General features: G+C 41.7%; 21 protein-coding genes and 1 pseudogene. 7 read left to right on the top strand and 15 right to left on the bottom strand.

The features are described 5' to 3' along the window. Positions 1-83: 83 nt before the first annotated feature. Positions 84-1,316: pseudogene (locus PUQ00_RS02910) on the bottom strand (ATP-binding protein); the annotation flags it as partial. A gap of 251 nt (positions 1,317-1,567) precedes the next feature. Here PUQ00_RS02910 and PUQ00_RS02905 point away from each other — a divergent pair. Next, a complete protein-coding gene (locus PUQ00_RS02905; protein ID WP_300412977.1) occupies positions 1,568-2,494 on the top strand; it encodes a cobalamin-binding protein in 927 nt (308 codons plus the stop codon). Positions 2,495-2,670: 176 nt separating this feature from the next. On the opposite strand, the gene PUQ00_RS02900 is transcribed toward PUQ00_RS02905, so the two are convergent. The 3 genes from PUQ00_RS02900 to PUQ00_RS02890 all read right to left on the bottom strand — a co-directional run bounded on the left by PUQ00_RS02900 (position 2,671) and on the right by PUQ00_RS02890 (position 4,011). Beyond that, positions 2,671-2,973 (bottom strand): TMEM165/GDT1 family protein, encoded by a 303-nt coding sequence (locus tag PUQ00_RS02900; RefSeq protein WP_300412975.1) that lies wholly within the window; start codon positions 2,971-2,973, stop codon positions 2,671-2,673. A 159-nt stretch (positions 2,974-3,132) separates the two neighbouring features. Then, positions 3,133-3,564, bottom strand: a complete 432-nt coding sequence (locus tag PUQ00_RS02895; RefSeq protein ID WP_300412973.1) for a TMEM165/GDT1 family protein — start codon at positions 3,562-3,564, stop codon at positions 3,133-3,135. Between the two features lie 96 nt (positions 3,565-3,660). Further along, the gene (locus PUQ00_RS02890; RefSeq protein WP_300412971.1) at positions 3,661-4,011 is read right to left on the bottom strand and encodes a YkgJ family cysteine cluster protein; all 351 of its coding nucleotides are present in this window, start codon (positions 4,009-4,011) and stop codon (positions 3,661-3,663) included. On the opposite strand from PUQ00_RS02890, the gene PUQ00_RS02885 reads away from it, so the two are divergent. Together PUQ00_RS02885 and PUQ00_RS02880 are read left to right on the top strand one after the other, a co-directional pair. Beyond that, the gene (locus PUQ00_RS02885) at positions 4,005-4,169 is read left to right on the top strand and encodes a hypothetical protein (protein ID WP_300412969.1); all 165 of its coding nucleotides are present in this window, start codon (positions 4,005-4,007) and stop codon (positions 4,167-4,169) included. The two genes, PUQ00_RS02890 and PUQ00_RS02885, sit on opposite strands and share 7 nt — an antisense overlap. A gap of 109 nt (positions 4,170-4,278) precedes the next feature. Further along, complete coding sequence (locus tag PUQ00_RS02880; protein ID WP_073642184.1) at positions 4,279-4,422, top strand: photosystem II reaction center protein Ycf12; 144 nt, start codon at positions 4,279-4,281, stop codon at positions 4,420-4,422. Positions 4,423-4,496: 74 nt separating this feature from the next. On the opposite strand, the gene PUQ00_RS02875 is transcribed toward PUQ00_RS02880, so the two are convergent. The 8 genes from PUQ00_RS02875 to PUQ00_RS02840 all read right to left on the bottom strand — a co-directional run bounded on the left by PUQ00_RS02875 (position 4,497) and on the right by PUQ00_RS02840 (position 13,695). Beyond that, positions 4,497-6,623: a DHH family phosphoesterase gene (locus PUQ00_RS02875; RefSeq protein ID WP_300412964.1), complete on the bottom strand. Its 2,127-nt coding sequence runs from the start codon at positions 6,621-6,623 to the stop codon at positions 4,497-4,499. A gap of 137 nt (positions 6,624-6,760) precedes the next feature. Continuing rightward, positions 6,761-7,186, bottom strand: a complete 426-nt coding sequence (locus PUQ00_RS02870) for a hypothetical protein (RefSeq protein WP_300412962.1) — start codon at positions 7,184-7,186, stop codon at positions 6,761-6,763. Between the two features lie 259 nt (positions 7,187-7,445). Continuing rightward, entirely contained in the window at positions 7,446-8,183 is a 738-nt protein-coding gene (locus PUQ00_RS02865) for a toll/interleukin-1 receptor domain-containing protein (RefSeq protein ID WP_300412960.1), read from the bottom strand. Positions 8,184-8,675: 492 nt separating this feature from the next. Next, the gene (pstB, locus tag PUQ00_RS02860; protein WP_300412958.1) at positions 8,676-9,503 is read right to left on the bottom strand and encodes a phosphate ABC transporter ATP-binding protein PstB; all 828 of its coding nucleotides are present in this window, start codon (positions 9,501-9,503) and stop codon (positions 8,676-8,678) included. A 51-nt stretch (positions 9,504-9,554) separates the two neighbouring features. Further along, positions 9,555-10,454 (bottom strand): phosphate ABC transporter permease PstA, encoded by a 900-nt coding sequence (pstA, locus tag PUQ00_RS02855; protein ID WP_300412956.1) that lies wholly within the window; start codon positions 10,452-10,454, stop codon positions 9,555-9,557. 6 nt (positions 10,455-10,460) lie between these two features. After that, positions 10,461-11,402, bottom strand: a complete 942-nt coding sequence (pstC, locus tag PUQ00_RS02850; protein WP_300412954.1) for a phosphate ABC transporter permease subunit PstC — start codon at positions 11,400-11,402, stop codon at positions 10,461-10,463. Positions 11,403-11,451: 49 nt separating this feature from the next. Beyond that, positions 11,452-12,453, bottom strand: coding sequence for a PstS family phosphate ABC transporter substrate-binding protein (locus PUQ00_RS02845; RefSeq protein ID WP_300412953.1), 1,002 nt, complete (start codon positions 12,451-12,453; stop codon positions 11,452-11,454). An 84-nt stretch (positions 12,454-12,537) separates the two neighbouring features. Next, entirely contained in the window at positions 12,538-13,695 is a 1,158-nt protein-coding gene (locus PUQ00_RS02840) for a sulfate ABC transporter substrate-binding protein (protein WP_300412951.1), read from the bottom strand. Between the two features lie 751 nt (positions 13,696-14,446). Here PUQ00_RS02840 and PUQ00_RS02835 point away from each other — a divergent pair. Beyond that, positions 14,447-15,991 (top strand): hypothetical protein, encoded by a 1,545-nt coding sequence (locus PUQ00_RS02835; protein WP_300412949.1) that lies wholly within the window; start codon positions 14,447-14,449, stop codon positions 15,989-15,991. A 180-nt stretch (positions 15,992-16,171) separates the two neighbouring features. Here PUQ00_RS02835 and radC read toward each other — a convergent pair whose 3' ends face one another. Next, a complete protein-coding gene (gene radC, locus PUQ00_RS02830; RefSeq protein ID WP_300412947.1) occupies positions 16,172-16,903 on the bottom strand; it encodes a DNA repair protein RadC in 732 nt (243 codons plus the stop codon). 268 nt (positions 16,904-17,171) lie between these two features. Here radC and PUQ00_RS02825 point away from each other — a divergent pair, with 268 nt between their 5' ends. The 3 genes from PUQ00_RS02825 to PUQ00_RS02815 all read left to right on the top strand — a co-directional run bounded on the left by PUQ00_RS02825 (position 17,172) and on the right by PUQ00_RS02815 (position 18,326). Next, positions 17,172-17,588 carry a toll/interleukin-1 receptor domain-containing protein gene (locus PUQ00_RS02825; RefSeq protein ID WP_300412945.1) on the top strand — a complete coding sequence of 139 codons (417 nt, stop codon included), beginning with the start codon at positions 17,172-17,174 and terminating at the stop codon, positions 17,586-17,588. Positions 17,589-17,608: 20 nt separating this feature from the next. Beyond that, positions 17,609-18,022 (top strand): toll/interleukin-1 receptor domain-containing protein, encoded by a 414-nt coding sequence (locus PUQ00_RS02820; RefSeq protein WP_300412943.1) that lies wholly within the window; start codon positions 17,609-17,611, stop codon positions 18,020-18,022. A gap of 70 nt (positions 18,023-18,092) precedes the next feature. Then, the gene (locus PUQ00_RS02815) at positions 18,093-18,326 is read left to right on the top strand and encodes a hypothetical protein (protein WP_300412941.1); all 234 of its coding nucleotides are present in this window, start codon (positions 18,093-18,095) and stop codon (positions 18,324-18,326) included. Positions 18,327-18,609: 283 nt separating this feature from the next. On the opposite strand, the gene PUQ00_RS02810 is transcribed toward PUQ00_RS02815, so the two are convergent. Beyond that, the gene (locus tag PUQ00_RS02810; protein WP_366145945.1) at positions 18,610-20,157 is read right to left on the bottom strand and encodes a calcium-binding protein; all 1,548 of its coding nucleotides are present in this window, start codon (positions 20,155-20,157) and stop codon (positions 18,610-18,612) included. 94 nt (positions 20,158-20,251) lie between these two features. Then, positions 20,252-21,292 (bottom strand): calcium-binding protein, encoded by a 1,041-nt coding sequence (locus PUQ00_RS02800; protein ID WP_300412937.1) that lies wholly within the window; start codon positions 21,290-21,292, stop codon positions 20,252-20,254. Positions 21,293-21,845 lie beyond the last annotated feature (553 nt).

The following is a 21,845-nucleotide window of genomic DNA, read 5'->3' as shown; positions in this document are numbered from 1 at the left end:
ATTCTGAATTCTGACTCCTGTTTGATGACCAATTCACTCAAATATCGCATCATTACTGACTCTAGCTTAATTATCCGAATTTTTTATTCAATTTTGAATTTTGAATTGATTTCTGCCCCATCTCCCGAATACACTAGATTTGGTAGAAACAGAGTGAACTGACTACTTTTTCCCAAAATCGATGTAAAGGTAACATCTCCACCATGCAAACGCGCTAATTTGCGTGTTAAAGCTAAACCCAAACCAGTGCCTTCATACTGCCGATTTAACCGACTGTCAAGCTGTTTAAATGGTTCAAATAGAAATTGAAACTGATTTGAGTCTATACCAATTCCAGTATCTGAAACTGTAAACGTTATCCCTTGCGGTACTTTTTTGACTACCAGCGATACCTGACCGGTTGGGGTGAATTTAATGGCATTGGTGAGCAAGTTGAGTAGCATTTGCTTGATACGCCGCTCATCAGCAATACAAATATCTGCTCCTATGTCAATTTCATGTGTGAGTTGCAATCCCTTTTCTAAGGCGCGATCGCGCACTGTCCACATGGCATAATTACATAAATCTGATACTAGCAAAGGTGAGAGTAACAGTTCGTCTTTGCCTGCTTCTACCTTAGATAAATCAAGGATATCGTTAATCATTGCCAGCAGATGTTCACCATTACTATATATAGAATTTACATATTCGTTCTGCTTTTTATTAAGTGAGCCAACTATTTCTTGTTGCAGCAACTGCGAGAAACCCATAATCACATTGAGAGGTGTCCGCAACTCATGGCTCATGGTTGCTAAAAATTCACTTTTTGCCAGACTGGCTGCTTCTGCTGCTTCTTGAGAGGCACACAGTTTCAACTCTGTTTGCTTGCGTTCAGTAATGTCCTCAATCATCGCTAGAAAAAAATCAGGTTTACCATTACTGCCTGGTATAACAGAAATAGAGATGTCAGTCCAAACTAAGCTACCATCTTGATGCAGGCAGCGTCTTTCTATCTTAATGCAATGTCTTTCGACAATCTGCTCCTGATGTTCAAATGGTTGGCTTTCAACCCTCGCAGTTCTGTTTAAGTCTGTGCGAATTCCTGACATCAGTTGTTTGTAAAGTTTTAAGTCCCCCCTTTCTCTGGGAATGTAATCTGTAAAGCGCTTGCCATATAATTCTTCTCGGCTGTATCCAAAAATCTTGCACAGTGCCAGGTTAGTATTGACTATCTGGGCTTTCATATCTATAAGTCCAATGCCGATAGGGCAACGCTCAAAAATCGCCCGGAATTGTAAAGCCTCTTGAGCTTGGTTCTGCTCTGTAATCTCTCTAGCCGACACCACCTGCATTAGTTACCCTCAAGAAGAAATAATTTTGCCTTACAGTTCTACGGGGAAAGTAGAACCATCTTTGTATAACTACAATTACGTCATAAGTGTTTCCCTAACCGGAGAGTATAATTTTATTAAAAAACTATTTTTTAGTACTGACTTGCAAAATACCGTTGATTCCCCTAGAGAAAGATGCTTAAAGACTTAAAATTTGCCAAAATCAACGTAACGGCAGCTGTTGTGGAGGTGGAACGATGACGGATAGTAGTGTGAGAATTGTTTCTTTAATTCCCAGTGGAACAGAGATTTTAGCGGCACTAGGGTTGGTTGATGCTATTGTGGGGCGATCGCATGAATGCGATTACCCTCCAGAAATCCAAAATCGCCCCATTTGTACCCAAGCACGTTTAAACTCCAATGCCTCCAGTAGCCAAATTCACGATGATGTGAACAATTTATTGCAATCTGCTCTCAGTATTTATCAAATCAAAACAGATGTTTTAGAGCAGTTGCAGCCTACGCACATTCTTACTCAAGACCAGTGCGATGTTTGTGCTGTCAGCTTAGACGAAGTTGAAAAGGCAGTTGCCAAACTCATTGACAGTAAACCTGAGATTATTTCTTTACAACCCAATAGTGTCAAGGATGTTTGGGCTGATATTGAGCGAGTCGGCAATACCTTTGGCGTAGACTCGGTAAAAATCTTAGAAAACTTAGAAGCTCGCGTCAAAATTTGTCAGCAAAAAATCCAAGGACTTGCTTTAAATGAAGTGCCTACTGTCGTCTGTATCGAGTGGACTGATCCTTTGATGGTGGCCGCCAATTGGATTCCAGAATTAGTTAACTTAGCAGGCGGACATTCTCTATTTTGCGCTATAGGTCAGCCTTCTTCTATCTTGCCGTGGGAAACACTATTAACAACTAATCCAGATGTAATTGTTTTTATGCTTTGTGGCTTTGATTTAAATCGGACTCGTCAAGAAGCCAATTTGTTCACTAAACGTCCAGAGTGGGAAAAACTGCACGCTACGCAAGTTGGTAGAGTCTACATCACTGATGGCAATTCTTACTTCAATCGTCCAGGGCCGCGACTGGTAGATTCTCTAGAAATTTTAGCAGAAATTTTGCATCCAGAAATTTTTGAATACGGCTACAAAGGAACCGGTTGGGAACCTTTGTGAAGAAGAATTCAGAACTCAGGAGTCAGAATTGCTGATGAATTCCAGTCCGATGGTTACTGAGCTTACCGTTGGCGCAGCCTCTCGTAGAGAAGTACTGAGTGATATCGGTTTAAAACCTTGGCAGGTTTCAATCCCCTACCAAGAGTAATTCTGATTCCTGGATTCTGAATTCTTGTTTAAGGTGTTTGTTCAGAATCTGTCAATGGTTCATTGTTAAATAACAGCAGGCGTGCAGCGAGGATGGCAAATCCCACAGCAGCGATCGCTTTTAGGACGCGTGTAGGTAATAATTCTGCTACTGCACCCCCTGCTAATGATCCCAACAAGCTTGTCAACAGCAATGCGCCTGCTGCGCCAAAAAATACTGCACGCCCAGAATTACAACGCCCTGAAAGTGCGATCGCTGCTAGCTGACTTTTGTCACCCAATTCTGATAAAAAAACTGTAATAAAGCTCAGTCCTAAAAGATGCCAATCCATAATTATTAAGGGGGAGAGTGGGGGAGATGGGTAAGCAGCACTTCGGCTACGCTCAGTGACCGAAGAGCAGGGGGAGCAGGGGGAGATGAGGGAGAATAACTACTGTACAGACGCGATTAATCGCGTCTAACTCCTGTACAAACGCGATTAATCGCGTCTCTAACCTTGGAATATATCCCAAAACAGCATTAGGGAAATCACCAACAACATTATTCCTGCTGATTTTTCTACAGTTTTCGGGCTGAGTCGGCTGGCTATCCAACTACCTAAAAGCACACCTAATAAGCTGGTGGTTATCAGCGCAGCCGCAGATCCGATAAATACCACCCACGGCGAATGAGATTCTGCACTCATTAACAGGGTAGATAGCTGAGTCTTATCTCCAATTTCTGCTAGAAAAATAGTTACAAAAGTTGTACCAAAAACTACTAGCACTGATTGCTGCTTTTGAGGACTATCGACAACTACAGGTTGAACTGGCTCAACGGCGATCGCAGGAGTTAAGCTCAAATCAGTGCTGTCTTCCAGTTCTAGCTCGATCTCAGTCTGAGATATGCCAGAAATGCCCAAAGGTGCAGAGTCAAGTTTCACAAGCAGTAGTTTTGTTGCTAGATTGTTTTCATATTTCTATCATATTCTCAGATTGTTAATAAATTGCAACTCTATAGAAAAAAAAGCGATGGAGTGTCAAAGCCCAACAGCTTTGTCGAAGCGTAGTATTTTCAAACTGCGATCGCCATATACTCCTTCTATTTGCTGGCGACAGCAGTCAATAGCAAAATCGTTAACTTCTTCTGGTTCAATCCCATACATGTCTTGAAACACTTCTGATTCCACACGGCAGAAGCGCGGACGATTTGAGTAGATGCGACATTCTCGCGTCGTATGGTCGAAATTAACACACCATCCCCCTTCACCTACCATGCTGAGGTAGAGTTCTAGTTCTGGTGGTGAGAGATATTCTTCCAAATCTGGACGCTCTGCTGGATCAAGATTACAGCAGGCTCCACATTGCTTTACACATTGCCAAGTTGACATTTTGGATTAGGGAGTGGGGGTGGGGAGTCGGGAGTCGGGAGTCGGGAGTCGGGAGTGGGGGAGATGAGGGAGATGAGGGAGACAAGGAGAAAATAACGAATGCCCAATGCCCAATACCCAATCCTCCTAATTTTACGTTTTTATATCTTTTCTTATAATTTTGTTAAGTAAATTAAATCTAATAGACCATAGCCAGATATGATCGATTGCGGGTTTTGTAATTAAGTTATTGAATTTTTTAAGACAATTGAGAGGAGAAAAGGAAAAATGTTTGACGCTGTAGGTGACTTGTTTAACGCTTTTACCAGTATCAATTGGGAAGTTATCTTCCAATTGCTGTCCGTGGCGCTAATTGTGATTGCTGGCCCAGCAGTAATCTTTGTGCTGGCATTTCGCAACGGCAACTTATAAGAGTGCTGAGTGCTGACTGAAGAATTAATAGTTCAGAGTTAGGAGTGAAAAGTTAAGAACTTATAACTCATAACTCATAACTCAGCACTCAATACTGATAATGCCTGAAGTGCAGCTTGGATAATATTGTCATACTGTGGTTGAGAAATATCAACCTTTTTGGCGTTTTGACGATTAGTACCCAGCAAACCAATTATATGTCCTGGCTGCATGGCTAAGACTTTGCCTTCAGAATTTTTAATTCTTAATTCTGCTTCAATACCGTTTTTATAGAAACCACAAGTATAATGTCGCTGGTTGTACTCAAAGGTGGTGCTTGACGGGATAGGTGGCGAAGCAAAAAATTGTTGAGGCTGAATTGGCAGTCTGACACCGATTAACTCTAGCTCGATGGTGGTGTTACCGTTAAAGTAATTTTCTCGCAGTTTGTAAGCGACATCCACTCGTGGTGGTAGCTGGAAATAGTCGCCCCAACGCCAGGCGATCGCTTTGATTTTATACTGCTGATTATCAACAGTTTGGGCAATTGTTAGTTTAATGTGACCCTTACCAACGATTTTTTGCTCAACCACTTGGACATTAGGTGTCCAGAAAATTGGATCGGGGTTGTCCATACCGCAGGGGTGTAGAGTATTAAGCTGTTGATAAAGCTGCTGATTGATGTGATTGAGGTTGACTTCGGCATCAATTTTAAGCAGAGGCTTGAGATGCTGGGGTTCAAGACACTGGTTAGCAAACTCAATCAAACGCGATCGCAACATCTGTAAATTCTCTGCTGGTAGAGAGAATCCCCCGGCTGCTTTATGTCCGCCAAATTTCCCTAGTAAATCGTGACAATATTCCAAAGCTTCAAATACATGAAACTCTGGAATTCCTCGTGCTGAACCGCGTATATGTTCTTCATCCTCATAAGTACCGATGAACACGGGAACGCCGTAACGTTCCACCAAGCGGGAGGCGACAATCCCAATAACGCCGTGATGCCAATTGGGTTGAACAACAACTAATACACGGTCTTGTTGTAGAGATGCAACAAATTCTGTCTCTACATAAGCGATCGCTTCTTGTTCAATTTGCTCACACATTAACTGGCGACTAGTATTTGTTTGTTCGCACTGCTTCGCCAGTTCCAGCGCCACCCCCATATCATCTGTAGTCAGCAATTCAATCACAGTTTGGGGATTACCAATTCGCCCAATAGCATTAATTCGCGGCCCCAAGCGAAAACCGATATCTTCAGGCTTTAACGATTTTGGATTTTGGATTTTGGATTTTGGATTTTGAATTTGAGATTCAAGTTTCTCTTCATCTGTTCCTGCTTCCTCTGCTTCCTCTCCCCTCAGTTGCACGCCACCTACCTGAATTAATGCCCGCACCCCAGCCAAGTTGGATTTTGGTAAATGCTGTAAACCACGTTTCACCCAACGGCGATTTACGCCAGTTAAGGGAGCTAAATCTGCGATCGTTCCCAGTGTAAATAGTGCTAGCATTGGCTGGATCAAGCCCTTAGTTTCCCCTAGCTGTTGTGCTAGAGACACTGCCAAAATGTAGGCAACACCAACACCAGCAACACCCCGATAAGGTGAAGATTCAGCTATAAGTTTAGGGTTGAGGATAGCGTTAGCTGGCGGTAATTTTTGGGGGATATCGTGGTGATCAGTGATAATAACTGCAAGACCAAGTTCTCTAGCTCTAGCAACTGGTTCAAACGCAGAGATGCCATTATCTACAGTCAGAATTAATCCTACACCTTCGCTGTGAAATTCTTCAACTATGCGTTTATTAATACCGTAGCCTTCGTGCATCCGACTGGGAATAGCATAATCTACTTGTGCGCCTAAAGTGCGGAGACTACGCAAAAGTAGAGCAGTGCTGGTCATCCCATCAGCATCGTAGTCACCACAAATAGCAATTTTAGTTTGAGAAGCGATCGCATTTTGCAACAACTCTAAACTAATCGCCAAATCTGGGAAATCCTCCAACGGCGAAGGCAAAACTAAAGACTCTGGATTTAAAAATGCTTGTGCCTGTTCTGGTGTTTCCATACCCCGATTAATCAACAACTGGCTGATAATGGGTGAAAGATTTGTCAAAACCGCCAGATTTTGGGCAAATTCTGGTTTTTGTGGATAAATCTGCCAGCGCTGATTAGGTAAGCGCCTGCGAGGCTTTGAGAGTTCAGATACAGCTCGGTCTAGCACAATAAAAGTTAGGAGTTAGGAGTACAGACGCGATTAATCGCGTCTGTACAGGAGTTAGAAGTAGAGACGCGATTAATCGCGTCTGTGTTGAATTGAAAGTTGTTTCTTAACTCATAACTAATAACATTATTTACGATCTAAAACACGTTTATCCTACCATCATCCATAATATACAACGAGCGATCGCCCGGAGAACGCAAAGTCGGACGGAGTTCCAGCCGCAAAGTGCCAAAGTTAGGTTTCGAGACAATTGCTTGTAGTGACAAACCCGTTTCGCTCCAAAATATTAGAGATGTATTTGGCTCAGTACCCTCTATTTGTTCTAGATTTAATTTCTGTCCTGGACTTAAGGATATTGCATCAGTCCCGGAGGGTTTTTGGATTTTGATCAGGTTAGGTGTGCTATTTACGACTTCAACTCGGATGTGTTGCCCAGGTGTAAACTGAATTGGGTGCGAACCACACTTAGAAGCACAAGTTCGAGCTAAGGTAGTACTGGGATTATTGATTGATGCAACTAGAATGGTAACTGCAATTAAAGTAAATGGCAGAGGCTTAAACATAACACACAGTATAAGTACTTAAGCTAAATATTACTTTAATCTAGTCATATTAAGCCTCAGCATATTTTCCATAATTAAAACTTTGATGTTTTTAAAGGACTTCCAAAAATAAATTATCTAAAATTCAATATCTAATACCAATATATACAGTAGTATTCAGAATCCATAATTCAGGAGTAAAACACGCTGTATATCTGGGTAACAGACTTAGCTTGTCTACCTCACCTTCCTTGAAATCTGCTGTAACTAGCAACTTGAATTATTGACCGAGCTGCCTCTCGATCTCATCCAACTCTTTATCCAGTTTTACTAGTTGAACTTCCTCTTCCTCGATTTGCTTCTTCAACTGGAATTTGATAGCTGTGGCTGCCTCAAAGGCCTCACTTTTCCGTAGTTGTTTCAGCTTGTCCTCTCTTATTTGTCGCTCCTCCTCCAAAGTAGCCTGTTTTTGCTCCAATCGGTATTTCTGTGATGGTGTTGGCACTTGAATCGCAGGTTGAGGATTTTGAACTGCTACTTCAGACATTCCTGGAAATATAACAGGCTCCAGTACTTGATGCTCAAACGCTTTCCCAGGAAATATTGGTCGCTGTTCAGGCTTCATACGTCCGTCTTTTAGGGCTGCTAGCAGCCGTTGATGCGCTTCTGTTTCATCACAATTAAATACATCGACATAGATAATCTGGCTCAGTAGTCCTTGAGAATTGCAGTCTTCCACCCGAACTGGGATAAGCTTACGGTTTGCACTAGTTGGGTCTTGGGCAAAAGCAGCAGCCCACTCAGACTGCGGAAATGGCTTTTGCAGGTAGAGCCATGAAAAAACTGCTATGGTTCGGTTTGCCTCTGTTGCTTTCTGCATATCCAGGACAAAATTGCCACCAGGTCTAAAGTCCCATGCTTGGATTACCACGGAGTATCCCGCCTCTTCCAAAACCCAGGCTATCCACTCTGCCCAGGTGCGATCTTTGCCCGTGTAGCTAATAAAAAAGTCTTTCATAACCCGTGAACTTGAATGCCAAAAAATTTGGCGGGTTGTAGGTCTTTTTGATTGTAAGTGATATGGTGATCTGATGCTTAGTCTATATCGCCTGCAAGCTGTTGCGAAAATGCATTGATGAACCGTTGAAAAGTTTCACTACTAAGAGGGGTATGAGTATCAATAGAACAGAAAACCAGGATAATAAAATTCAGTTCAAAGACTAAAACCAGCCACTACCATATAATATAGCAGCTTAGAACATTAGCAAATTGAGAGCATCTATCACAGCTATCCATCGCAGACTTGCCCTAATCGGGATTGCAGCCACTATACATCCTACATTCTGCATGTCTTTCATGAAAGTAGATAATATTTTGTTTGCTCGCATCTACTATGCGGCTCCAATTTTGGCGATCGCAATTAAATTATTTGTATATTTGTAGGGGTGCAAGGTCTTGCGCCCCTACGTTCGCGGAGCATCCCCTAGGGATGTTTTTTAACTGTAAGTCCCTAACCAAACCGTCCACTAATATAATCTTCTGCTTCTTTGGTTTGAGGAGAACTGAATATTTGAGCTGTAGGATTAAACTCAACTAATTTGCCACGACGTTTGCCATGCTCGTCAATTTCTGTATTGAAGAAAGCCGTGAAATCTGCGACTCTAGAAGCTTGCTGCATATTGTGTGTCACCATGATGATGGTGTATTGCTCCTTGAGTTCTAAGCAGAGTTCTTCGACTTGGCGGCTAGAAATTGGGTCGAGAGCAGAACATGGTTCATCCATCAATAATACATCTGGCTTCATGGCGATCGCACGCGCAATGCAAAGCCGTTGTTGTTGTCCGCCAGATAATGCAGTACCCTTCTCTTTGAGTTTATCCTTGACTTCATCCCAGATAGCAGCGCGTCTGAGGGAATCTTCCACCAATTCATCAACGTTACCTTTATAACCGTTAGCACGCGGGCCAAAGGAAATATTTTCGTATATTGACTTAGGGAAAGGATTCGGTCTTTGAAAAACCATTCCGACTTGTCGTCTTAATTTTACAGAATTTATCTTGGGATCGTAAATATTGCGATCGCGGTAATTCAGTCTACCTTCAACCTTAGCTCCAGGAATTAAATCATTCATCCGATTGAAGCAACGTAGTAAGGTACTTTTACCACATCCTGAAGGCCCAATAAAAGCAATAATTTGTTTTTCAGGAATCTTTAGGTACACATCTAAAAGTGCCAGAAATCCCCCATAAAAGACTTTCACACCTTCAACATTGAATACGCCGTTGTCTTGGTCGATTGTGGCACTATCTGATTTACTTCTACTATTGCTGTAAGTCATTTGGCTGAACTCCTAATATTTGTGAATGTATCGAATTAGATATTTAATTCCCTAATTTATTGAGAAGCGTTGTCGAATATAAATTGCTACACCATTTAAAACTAAAATCAAGAGTAACAACGCAATAATTGTGGCTGCTGCTGCATTAGCAAAACCCGGTTCAGGACGAGTTATGTAACTGTAAATTTGAATGGGTAATGCCATAAATCTCTGAAACAAACCAGGGTTAAAGGTGAGAAAACCCACAGCACCGACAACAATCAGAGAGGCTGCATCACCAATAGCGCGGGATACAGAGATAATCACCCCCGTGAGAATACCGGGAATAGCATAGGGTATGACATGATTGCTGATAGTTCGCCATTTCGTGACACCTAATCCGTAAGAAGCATTTCTCAGGGAATCTGGGACAGCGCGAATTGCTTCTCTAGCTGTCACAATAATTACTGGTAAAGACAACAAAGATAAAGTCAATGCACCGGAAATCAAAGCGGGCCCAAACCCAAGCAAATAATTGAAAACTCCTAAACCCAGCAATCCATAGACAATAGAAGGCACACCCGCTAGATTACTGATATTAATCTCAATAATCGCTGTCCACCAAGCTTTAGGTGCATACTCTTCTAGATATAAAGCTGCTCCTATACCAATTGGGACAGTCACTAAAATCACAACACTTCCTAAAAGAACACTGCTGATAATCGCAGGACGAATACCACCTTGGTCAGGAAAACGAGAAGGGTTTTCGGTGAGAAAGCCCGGTGACAAAAATCTGGCTAATCCGTCTTTAAAAATATCAAAAAGTAGCAAAGCTAGGATAAATAAACCAATCAGCAATCCTAACAGAAAAAGTACTTCAAATACTTTCCCTAATGTCTCCCTACTCTCAACATTATCGGTAAATTCTGCCGCAGAATCTAGAGAATCATCTCGTTGATAACTTATAGCCATATCTATTTAGTCGTATTTTTCTTTAAAGCGATTAGCAATCCAGTAACTAACAATATTCAAAGCAAGGGTAAGTAGAAACAGAACAGCACCTACAGCATATAATGTCTTGAAATTGAGACTACCCCGTGGACTATCTCCACCAGAAATTTGTGCCATGTAAGCTGTCATTGTTTCTATTGATTCCGCAAAATTAACAGTTAGTCTTGGTTGTTGTCCGGCGGCAATAAGGACAGTCATTGTTTCACCCACAGCTCGAGAAATACCCAAAATAATCGAGGCTATGATTCCAGAAAGCGCGGCTGGTAGAACTACTTTAAAAATCGTTTCCAGTTTAGTGATACCTAAAGCATAAGCTCCTTCTCGTAAAGAACGTGGAACTGCTCGGATAGCATCTAAGCTGATAGAACCAACAGTAGGAGTAATCATTACGCCCATCATTAACCCCGCACTCAAAGCGTTGAATATTTCCAGAGGGATAAAATTCTGTAGCAATGGTGTAAGGAACAACAGCGCAAAGTAACCATATACTACAGTAGGTATTCCTGCTAAAAGTTCTACTGCTGGACGTAAAATTGCTGCTACTTTGGGTTGAGCATATTCACTTAAATAAATAGCAGAAGATAAACCCAAAGGAATAGCAACTGCCATCGCAATAGCTGTAGTCAAAAAAGTACCATTAATCAATGGCCAAACACCAAAATGTCTATCGGCAAATAAAGGTGTCCATTTAGTATCAAGAAAGAATTGGGCAAACGAGACTTCTTGGAAAAAACCAAACGTCTCCTGAAAGATAATTACGACAATCCCAAAGGTAGTCAAAACCGAAACTAAAGCGCAAGCAAATAAAATTGCCGCAACAATCTTTTCTGAGATATCTTCAGATGCATTTTTCTCCAGCGATTGTCTGGATTGTAGATAAGAATCGTCTTGAGAATTGGTATTTTGCATAAACAGTTAAGTTTTAACTACACTCAGACTACAATGACTGAGACTTTATTTAAATAAAGTTTGTGATTGGTTCACCTGGTTTTGCTTTTTTGAATTTTGTCCCAGTTTCACCAGTAGCAAATTTTTGTTTGACTTTCAGGTAAGCTTCATCAGGTAATGCTACATAACCAACACTATCTACCCACTTCCAAGAATTTTCTAGATAAAAATCTACAAATTCTTTTACTGCTGGCTTAGTATCTAAAGATTTTTTACTGACATAGATGAAGAGAGGACGAGACAAAGGTGTATAGATATTTTTAATTACATTATCCACTGGAACTGGTTTTTCACACTTTCCTGTAAGACTTTCTACAGCAACTAGATTCAGTTTATCTTGATTTTGAATGTAGTAAGATATCCCCACATAACCCAACGCTGATACATCACCTGACACTCCTTGTACGAGAAGGTTTTGATTCTGAGTGGCAGTGTAGTCTGTACGGCCATTCTTGGCTTTGCCAGTCACAGCTTGAGTCATATAATCGAATGTTCCTGTATCAGAAGATGGAGCATACAGCTTCAGTTTTTGATTAGGAAACTTGGGATTAACTTGATTCCATGTCAATATTTTGCCGTCTGATTTACCACCCCAAATTTTACCCAGTTCCTTAATAGTTAGACATTTGGCAAAGTTATTTTGGCGGTTGGCAATCACGGCGATGCCATCTAAAGCTATAGGCAACTCGACAAATTTAATATTCTTACTTTGACATTTTTTGATTTCTTCATCTCTAATGGTGCGAGAAGCACCAACAATATCAATATCTCCAGCACAAAATTTACTTATCCCACCACCAGTACCACTTGAGGCAACACTTACTTTAGCTTCAGGTTTGACTTTACCGTATTCTTCTGCAACTGCTAAAGAAATAGGAAAACCTACAGCTGCACCATCAATACTCACCTGACTTTTCTTTTCCTCATTACTGCTACAAGCAGTGATACTGTTGGCAATAATCATTAAAAATGTCAGGAAAAGGCTATCCTTAAATCGGCTATTAAAGCTCATAAATTATCAATTCAGATAAAGTTACTGCGAATTCCTTATGCTTGGCTATCTGCAAGTAGAGAATGCTGCATGATTAAATAGATATCATGCTTTGTTTGCAGCTTGCACTTTGTCAAAGATTGCCCCATCTCCAAAAAACTTTTTCTGAATAATATCCCAACCACCTAAATCTTGAGATGTGAATAAAGTTTTAATTGGCGGATATTGTGATGCTACTTCTTGGGTAACGGTGGGGTTAACAGGACGATATTGTAATTTGGCAAATTCCCGTTGAGCTTCTGTTGAGTAAAGAAAATCAATAAATGCTTGTGCAACTTCTCTGGTACCGTGTTTATCGACGTTTTTATCGACTACTGCTACAGGATTATCAATGGAAATATTGACTTGTGGTACAACGTAAGGCAACTTCTTCCCATTTTTACCCGCCAAAATAACCTCATTTTCGTAGTTGATTAAGACATCTCCCTGACCTTTTTGGAAGAATAAATCGCTGGCTTCACGGGCATCTTTCGTTAGAATAGGGGTATTTTTATAAACTTTGGTGATATAATCTAGTGCTGTCGCCTCATCACCGCCTGTTAGACTCACCGAACCCCAAAAAGCCAAGAATTCCCAAATAGCAATACCAGAAGTTTTTGGGTTAGCCGCAATCAATGTCACGCCATCTTTTGCCAAGTCTGCCCAAGTATTGATGCCTTTTGGATTACCTTCACGCGTTACGATCGCAGCAACCGATCTACTTACAATACCACTTCTCGGTGATTTTATTTCCCAACCTGTTTTAATTAAACCTGCTTGTTGAATTTTGTTGACATCCAAGGGAAGTGCCAAATGTACAATGTCTGCTTCTTGCGAACCGGCAATAACAGTAGCCGCTTGAGCGCCAGAACCTCCATAGCTTTGCTCAAATGTGACGTTTTGGTTGTGTTCTTGCTTCCATTTTTCCACAAATTTAGGAATTATCTGGTCATGAGCCGCTTTGGTGACAGAGAAAGAAACGAGTTTGAGCTTGACATCACCCTTGGTAGCTGAACTGCTTCCAGAGCAGGAGGTAACTGCTATACTCAAAAAAGTACCGATGAGAAACAGACTCACAAAGCTTCGCACACTGCGTCCATTCAACCAACTTCTAATTGTGTGTTGATACGAAAGCTCCATGAACTGCAAAGCTTTCACAGCATAAACTTGCATTCCTTCAATTAGAAATTTACCCAATTGTGTTGGTTGTTGCGACTTGCTCATCAGAATTTACCCCTAAATCTACGGTATTTCTAAGCTGATACCGTAATTAAGAAAATTATAGGGTATATAGAATAATATTTATCATCTGACTTCAATTTTTTTTATTGAGTGAGCAGTTGATCGTCGAAAGTAGCAAATAAATCTTAATTTATGAAGGCATTTGAAAAACACTGCTTGTTTCTACTCTGAAGCGAAAAAATTCGGTAACATTTATACATAATATTTGCCAAAAAATATGTGATGAGTAATACCAAATAGTCAACTTAACGTTACTAGACTTCCAATCTGAAGGGTATTTTGCACATTTTGGATGCGATCGCATCCTGGCGATATCAACCAAAACTTTCAACAATATACATATCATTGCTACCGTAGCTGGGCAACCCCACAGTCAAGGCGATCGCTACCGCTAACAGTGTACCAACTTCTACAACAATTATCCCCTTGTGTAACCCACTCAGATTGCGAGCATCTCAGTGAAAGCAAATATACCATAGGAAAAACAAGATTCTTGCTCCCTCTCCGAACCCACGGAGAGGGCTGGGGTGAGGTTTTACAAGGCTTTTTACACTCATTGAGATGCCTCCCCTCTGATTTTACAAACTCGTTCAATAATCTATCCCACTAATACGAGAATGTGGTAATCTATCTATTTCTCGAAGCAGAGGGGTGTATGACTCTATAGCTGGACAATCGACCGTACATATACAAATTTAAATTTGAGCCAAATAAATTTCATTTTGAGCTAACAATGTTAAACAAAAAAATCATTAAACATACTTCAAAATTTCCTCTTCATTCTCCTTGGTTTATTATCATTATTTTTTCTTTTCTTGGTTTAATAGGTATTCTCAACCATTCGATGTGGCGAGATGAACTAAATCCCTGGCTGATTGTCAGAGATAGTGAATCTTTCGGCGATTTAATTGCAAATATTCATTATGAAGGTCATCCTGTTCTCTGGTATTTTTCTCTGGCACTTCTGAGGAAAATAGTAGATAATCCGATGATTATGCAAATTTTTCATTTAGCAATTACAGTTGTTTCAGTTACTCTTTTTTGCCTATATAGCCCTTTTAATTATCAACAAAAATTTCTTTTTTCCTTTGGTTTCTTTCCTTTTTATGAATATCTTTTAGTTTCTCGAAATTATGCCTTTAGTATGTTGTTTATTTTTGCATTTTGTACGATTTTTTCCTCGAGAAAAATAACTTATATTTATTTGGCAATTTTATTGGGTTTATTAGCAAATAGTAGTGCTTATGGTTTATTCGTATCATTTTCTTTATCATTGACTTTGCTATCTGAATTTTGTTTTGATAGCGAACATCGCCATCAGTATTTTAGTCAAAGCCAAAAATACGACTTATTTTTAAGTATTGTACTTATCACATTTTCTTTTCTTTTATCCATTTATATTCTTACGCCTCCGATAGATAGTTATCTTTATGGTGGGTTAAATAATGGTTGGCTAACACAATTAGATCTCCGTCATTTTTTGAGAAGCATAGGTAGAATATTTGGTAGTTATTTCTTAATTATTCCTGCACACAAAAAAATGCTTGATTTAATTATTTGTGCGGTAATTGCTCTATTTATTGTAATTTTAACCTTGATTAAATTATCTAAAAAGCCAGTTGCTCTCTTTTTCTACATTATAGGTAATTGTGTAATATTTGCCTTTACATACTTGAGATTTATCGGTCTGCCTCGGCATTTTGGGCATTTCTATTTAGTTATGATAGCGGCTTTATGGCTAGGAAGTTATTATCAAGAGTCTACAGTTTTACTCAACAAGTTTTCTATTCGTCCAAATTCAATTACATTTGTTAACAAATGGCATAATATCGCGTTGATGCTAATTCTTTATATCCAGTTTGGGGGAGGAATTTATAGTTTTTCAAGAGATTTAGTTGTACCATTTTCTGCTAGTCGAGAAACATCTGAATATATTCAAAAAGCTCGGTTAGCTAATGAGTTTATTGTTGCCAGTCGAGATGCAAATATGGCTCCTTTATCGGGTTATCTAAATCGAAAGTTTTACTATCCTGAGCTTCAAAAAATGGGAAGCTTTACCCTATTTAAAAAAGGTCGTCAAGATGTCGAACAACCTGAGATATTAAGCCAAATTAATTCTTTACTCAAAAATCAAGATCAGCAAAAGAAAATTTTGCTGATTTTAAATAAAAAACTGAATGTCAACCGCAATGATTTGAAGATTGTTCCGATCAAAGATTTTCAGAGAGACTGGGTGGATAGTGAACGATATTATCTTTATTGGGTAGATGAAGCTTAACAATTCAAAAATATTAAATTGTTAAAACTCTCTGCATCCCCGCGTCCTGTTCATTTAATCGCGGGCATCTCAATGAGTGTAGAAAGCCTAAACCTCACCCCAGCGCTCTCGTTACTAAGGAGAGGGAGCAGGAATCTTGTTTCTCCTATGGTGTATTTGCACTCATTGAGATGCTCCCATTTAATCCCCCTGTGGATGCTCATCCCACAAGGTTGTCAGTTCTCGTAAACTTTGATGATTGCCATTACCCAAAATCAGATGATCTAGTACCGGAATGCCCAAAAGCTGCGCCCCTGCTAATAACTGACGCGTCAATTCTATATCTTCTTGGCTGGGTTCAAGGTTCCCAGAAGGATGGTTGTGGGCAACTATTACCCGCGTTGCACCTTGACGAATAACTTCTCGAAAAATATCACGGGGAGAGGCTAAGGTTTCGGTTGCAGTACCAATGGTAATTACTTGCGTACCCAATAAGCGATTCTTGACATCTAACAGCACCACTGCAAAACGTTCTTGTATCTGCCACATCAAATCTTGGCTAAGGGTAGCAGCAGCAGCAAGTGGGCTATCAATTAATGTGCCGTCATTGGGACGAGACTGAAAAGCGCGTTTGCCCAATTCAATTGCTGCTAAGATACTTGTCGCCTTCGCTGGGCCAACACCAGAAATTTGCATCAACTCCGCCGCGCTAACTTCTCGGATAACTGCCAAAGGATCACGTTGGTGTTTGCCTAATTCGCTCAAAATATATTGTCCCAAACCTACAGCAGACAGTTTCCCTGGCCCTTGTCCAGTACCTAAAAGAATTGCAATTAACTCTGCTGTGGCTAAAATTTTGGCACCATGCGTCATTAATCGCTCACGCGGACGCTCATTTGTAGGTAAGTCGGCAATTCTGAGGCAATAGGTCATAGAAAACTAAGAAAATCGTCACTAAAGATGTAACTATCCTTAGTTATCCCTTGTTTGCTCTCAAAATCATCTTTATTTGAGAAAATCTTTAATTTTGGGAAATTTTCTCTATTTCTGTACGTCTTACTCTCAATTGAATAAAGGTCAATAGTTAGACCTTAGTTTCTCTGTGGGGGCACAGTTGCGAGGTTGTCTGTGGGTGTTGAATGTTAGGCTAAAACTAGCTTCAGATCAGGAATCAAACTTGATGTAGGAATTAGGAGATGAGATGAAGGTATTTATCAGCTACAACTCCACTGATAGAAAGTTAGCTTGGCAAATTGCTGATGCTCTGCGAAATGCAGATTTCCAAGTTTGGAACGATACTCAAATCTTTCCGGGCGATAACTGGGCAGAACTTATTGCTAATGAGCTTCGAGAGTCTGATGCAATGGTTGTTTTACTGACACCTAACTCGGTTGATTCTCCCTACATAAATGCGGAAGTAGGTTATGCTCTAGGCGAACAGGGCTATAAAGGCCGGGTAATTCCTGTCCTTGCTGCTCCTTCTGAGCAACTTTCTCAATTAGAACTGAAAATTCCCTGGATTCTGAAGAAATTTGGGATGATTTACATATCAAATCTTGAGCACGATGAGGAAGGTTTGAGAAATATTACCCAAGCTCTCAAAAAAGCTGCCGCTTAACAGCAGTGGAGTTCCCAAAAATGATCCCAAGTGAAGCTTTCCTTTCCCATTCAAGCCGAGATCAAGAATTTGTTTCTAAATTGGCAGAGGTTCTGCGTCATCATGGCATTCCAGTTTGGTACAGCAAAACAAACATCTTAGGCGCACAGCAATGGCATGATGAGATTGGAAATGCACTAAAAAGATGTGATTGGTTCCTTGTAGTGCTCTCTCCAAACTCAGTAGATTCAATGTGGGTTAAGCGGGAGTTAATATTCGCCCTCCAACAGAATCGTTTTGAAAATAAGATTATTCCAATTGTCTATCAACATTGTGATTATGAGCAGCTTTCTTGGGTGTTATCCAGCTTTCAAATGGTCAATTTTCAAGAAACTTTTGAAGATGGTTGTCGTGATATTTTACGTCTATGGGGCGTAGGCTACCAGATACTTTAGTAATCCCCTGGTTACAGAATTAGTCCAAAAGGGTCAAGCATCCTGTTATTTTATACAGAGGGGAAAATTGATGCAGAAAATCGATACCACGTCACTCCCCGCACCCGACTCAATGAAGAATGACTGGGAGTTTGCCGAAGTCTGGATTGATGCAATACTGTTGCAATTGGTGCTAGCTTTAATAAAAGAATTTTATATGAGAGTAGCACCCATGTCATCCGCAGCGATCGCTACTGTAGTGAAGATGATTGAGTCTTTATCTATTGAGGTACAGGATAAAGTTGCAGAGGTAATCGCTCAATAATCTGGGGTAAATCGCTCAGTGACAAGGCTCAAATGGCGTAAACTCGTTCCTGAACTGGTAGTTGCCCCGATTTATTGAGCGGATAGTAATGATGGATGAGCAGAACAATCAAAATTATCGTTCACAAAGTCGTTACTGACCGTCCCGCACGCAGGGAACCACGAGTTCAAAAACGCCGCCCCAAAGCTTACCCCTTCATAACAAAACCTCCACTAAAATTACGTAAACAGCTGCAAACTTCTTAATTGGCAACTGTTTCCGCTTTTCTTAGTACCATTTGTCTTTAGGCTACAGTGACTCCTAGCGTATAAGAACCAGGATCAAAAGAGCCAGAATTGAAAGTCCCGCCATTTTGCGGGAAATAATTATAATCACTTACTGAAATGGAGTAAGTACCTGCCCCTAGTGAAGCGGTGATTGATTGAGAAGTACTAGACTTCTGTAAGTTCCCGGCACTATTAAATAGGCCGAGAACTGGATAGAGACCGTTATAATTCGACGTGCTGATAGTCACAGTTCCTGGGTTACCTAAAGAAAATGTGAAAAAGTCGAAATCAGGATTGTTCCCTGGAAGTGTTGCCAGTTGAGCAGAGGTATTAACTTCTGAACCTGATGTTAAAGTACCTAGCTTCTCAGCAGTGGCTAGTATGTTGTTTGTCCCTTGTCCAGCATCTTCTTTCTCGTAGAACAGGAAGTCGTCACTATCAAGCTTCAGAGACGACGCTTGCACAACACCAACGAGTTCATCTACCTCTCCCCCTGAGTTGTCCAGAAATACCCTTGTATCGGCTCCCACAGTCTCCAAGCGATAGTCTCCCAGTGTTCCTTTGAGCTGGATTGTATCTTCGTTGGAGTTGAAGCCACTGATGGTAGCGTAGTCTGCCAAACCACTACTTCCACTGTTGTTATCGTCATAAAAGACATTAGTAGCATCTCCAAGTAAGAACTGATCTTCCCCAGGCCCTCCAGTTAAGATATCAACCTCCCCTAATCCAGGAGAATCAGAACCGTTAGTATCAACGCCTATGAGGAGATCATTTCCAGGCCCTCCAAGGAGAGTGTCATTGCCGACCCCGCCACGGAGGGTGTCATCGCCTTCTCCTCCTTCGATTTGGTCATTGCCAGCCCCGCCAAACAGGCTGTCATTCCCATCCTCGCCCAAGACGAGGTCATTACCTTCCTGACCATCAAGAAAGTCATCCCCATCCCCACCAAACAAGCTGTCATTGTTTCCTCTGCCAAAGAGGGTATCACTGCTACTTCCTCCAATCAGGGAGTCCCTAAAACTAGAACCAAAGACTTGCTCGATATTGAACAGGACATCATTCCCATCTCCCCCATAGGCAGTTCCACTGCCCAGGTCTACGGTGACTCCGGCAGTGGCATTTAAATAATCAGCAGTATCAACGCCATCTCCACCAAAGAGTTGGTCATCCCCGCCTCCACCTTGGAGTTGGTCATTGTCACTTCCACCAAGCAGAATGTCATTGCCGCTGCCGCCTAGCAGGGTATCATTGCCTTCTCTACTAATGAGAGTGTCACTCCCGTCCTCACCAAAGAGTTGGTCATTGCCAAGCCCACCAAGCAGGATGTCAGTGCCGCTACCGCCAAGCAGGGAGTCATTGCCGTTCCCGCCATTGATAAAGTCGTCGTTAGTCCCGCCAAGGAGGGTGTCATTGCCGTTATCGCCAAAGAGGCGGTCATTACCAGCCCCACCATTGATAGAGTCATTCCCATCCCCACCACTGAGGAAGAAGTCATTGCCAGCTCCGCCAAGGAGCGTGTCATTGAACCTAGAACCAACAGACTTATCCGGAAATGAGAACTTTATTTGGCTGAAACCTAGCTCTGGAGAGGGTTTTAGAGGTTCCTGTTTTATATAAGCTAAAAAGCCAGCTATGTAAGGGTTTCAGCTATTTTGAGGTTTATTTGTGGATAAGTCTAACGAATTTTTCAATCTCCAACAGGACATCATTCCTGTCCTGCCCTGTAGCGGTTCCAGTGGCAAGGTTAATAGTGACTGCGGCAGTGGCACTGAAATAATCAGCAGTATCAACACCATCTCCACCCAAGAGTTGGTTATTGCCAGTCCCACCACGCAAGGTGTCATCGCCAGCCCCACCACGGACAATATCGTTGCCTTCCTCGCCATCAAGCAGGTCATTGCCAAGTCCACCATCAAGCTCGTCATTGCCACCTCTACCAAAGAGGGTGTCATTACCACGCCCGCCAGTTAGGGAATCGTTGAAACCAGAACCAAAGACTTGTTCGATATTAAATAGGAGATCATTCCCAGCCCCTCCACTAGCAGTTCCAGTCGCTAGGTTAACGGTCACACCAGCAGTGCTATTTGAATAGTCAGCAGTATCAATGCCAGTCCCACCAAAGATTTTGTCATCCCCGTCCCCTGCTTCGAGTCGGTCATTGCCAGCCGCACCAAGGAGGATATCATCGCCACCCCCGCCAAGGAGGGTGTCATCGCCAGCCTCACCATCAAGCTGGTCATCGCCAGCCCCGCCATTGAGCGTGTCAAACCCTTCCCCGCCAAAGAGTTGGTCTTCACCGTCTTCTCCAGAGAGTCGGTCATTTCCGTACCCGCCTTCGAGAAGGTCATTGCCAGAGCCAGCAAGGAAAGCATCATTACCGAACCCACCAAGCAGGGTGTCGTCACCGCCTCTGCCAAGGAGTTGATCGTTCCCCTCCTGGCCATCGAGAAGGTCATTGCTAGGTCCACCAAGGAGAATATCATCGCCCAACCCACCAAGCAGGGTATTCTCGCCGTCCTCACCATTAAGAAGGTCATTGCCGTCCTCGCCATTAAGCGAGTCATTGCCGGGCCCACCCAAGAGGTCATCATTGCCGCCCCGACCAAAGAGGTTATCATCACCGCCCTGACCAAGGATAGCGTCATTCTCAAACGTGCCAATTAGAGTGTTATTCTTGTTGTCTCCAATAATGTCTGCCATATCAATCCCTTGGATTATAAGTTTGATTCAGAGATATTCGCTGGCAGAGCAGAGATGTCATCTATGAGTGGCCCTGCCAGCAGGGAGAAACCTTAGATAGGTAGTTCAAATCAATAGACCTCTTGCAAAAGTCCCTAACACTTCACCCCCAGCCCCTCCCCAAACCATCGGGGAGGGGAGACTTTGACGTAAGTCAAAGGCGGGGTGGGGTTCTTATTTTTGATTTATGCAAGAAGTCTAATGCAACATCTACTTAGACTGGTTTCGTAATCGCTCAATAATCCAGGGTAAATCGCTCAGTGACAAGGCTCAAATGGCGTAAACTCGTTCCTGAACTGGTAGTTCGCCCCGATTTATTGAGCGGATACGCTTTTGCGTCATCTGATATATTCTACGACGCTAAGTAGGTGAGTGGGAAAATTTACAAGTATGTAACAAAAATTTAACTTGAAGAATTGGAGTTAAATTTGACACGATCCGTACTGTAGTTTCCTCTTTCTCCCCTAGCTTAAATACCATCAATTACAGCGTAAGCAAGGTCTAGTTCATCATC

The organism is Nostoc sp. S13, assembly GCF_029379315.1.
Classification (GTDB): Bacteria; Cyanobacteriota; Cyanobacteriia; order Cyanobacteriales; family Nostocaceae; genus Nostoc.
Note: the sequence above shows the minus strand (reverse complement) of the source record. Positions and strands in the feature narration are given on the sequence as shown.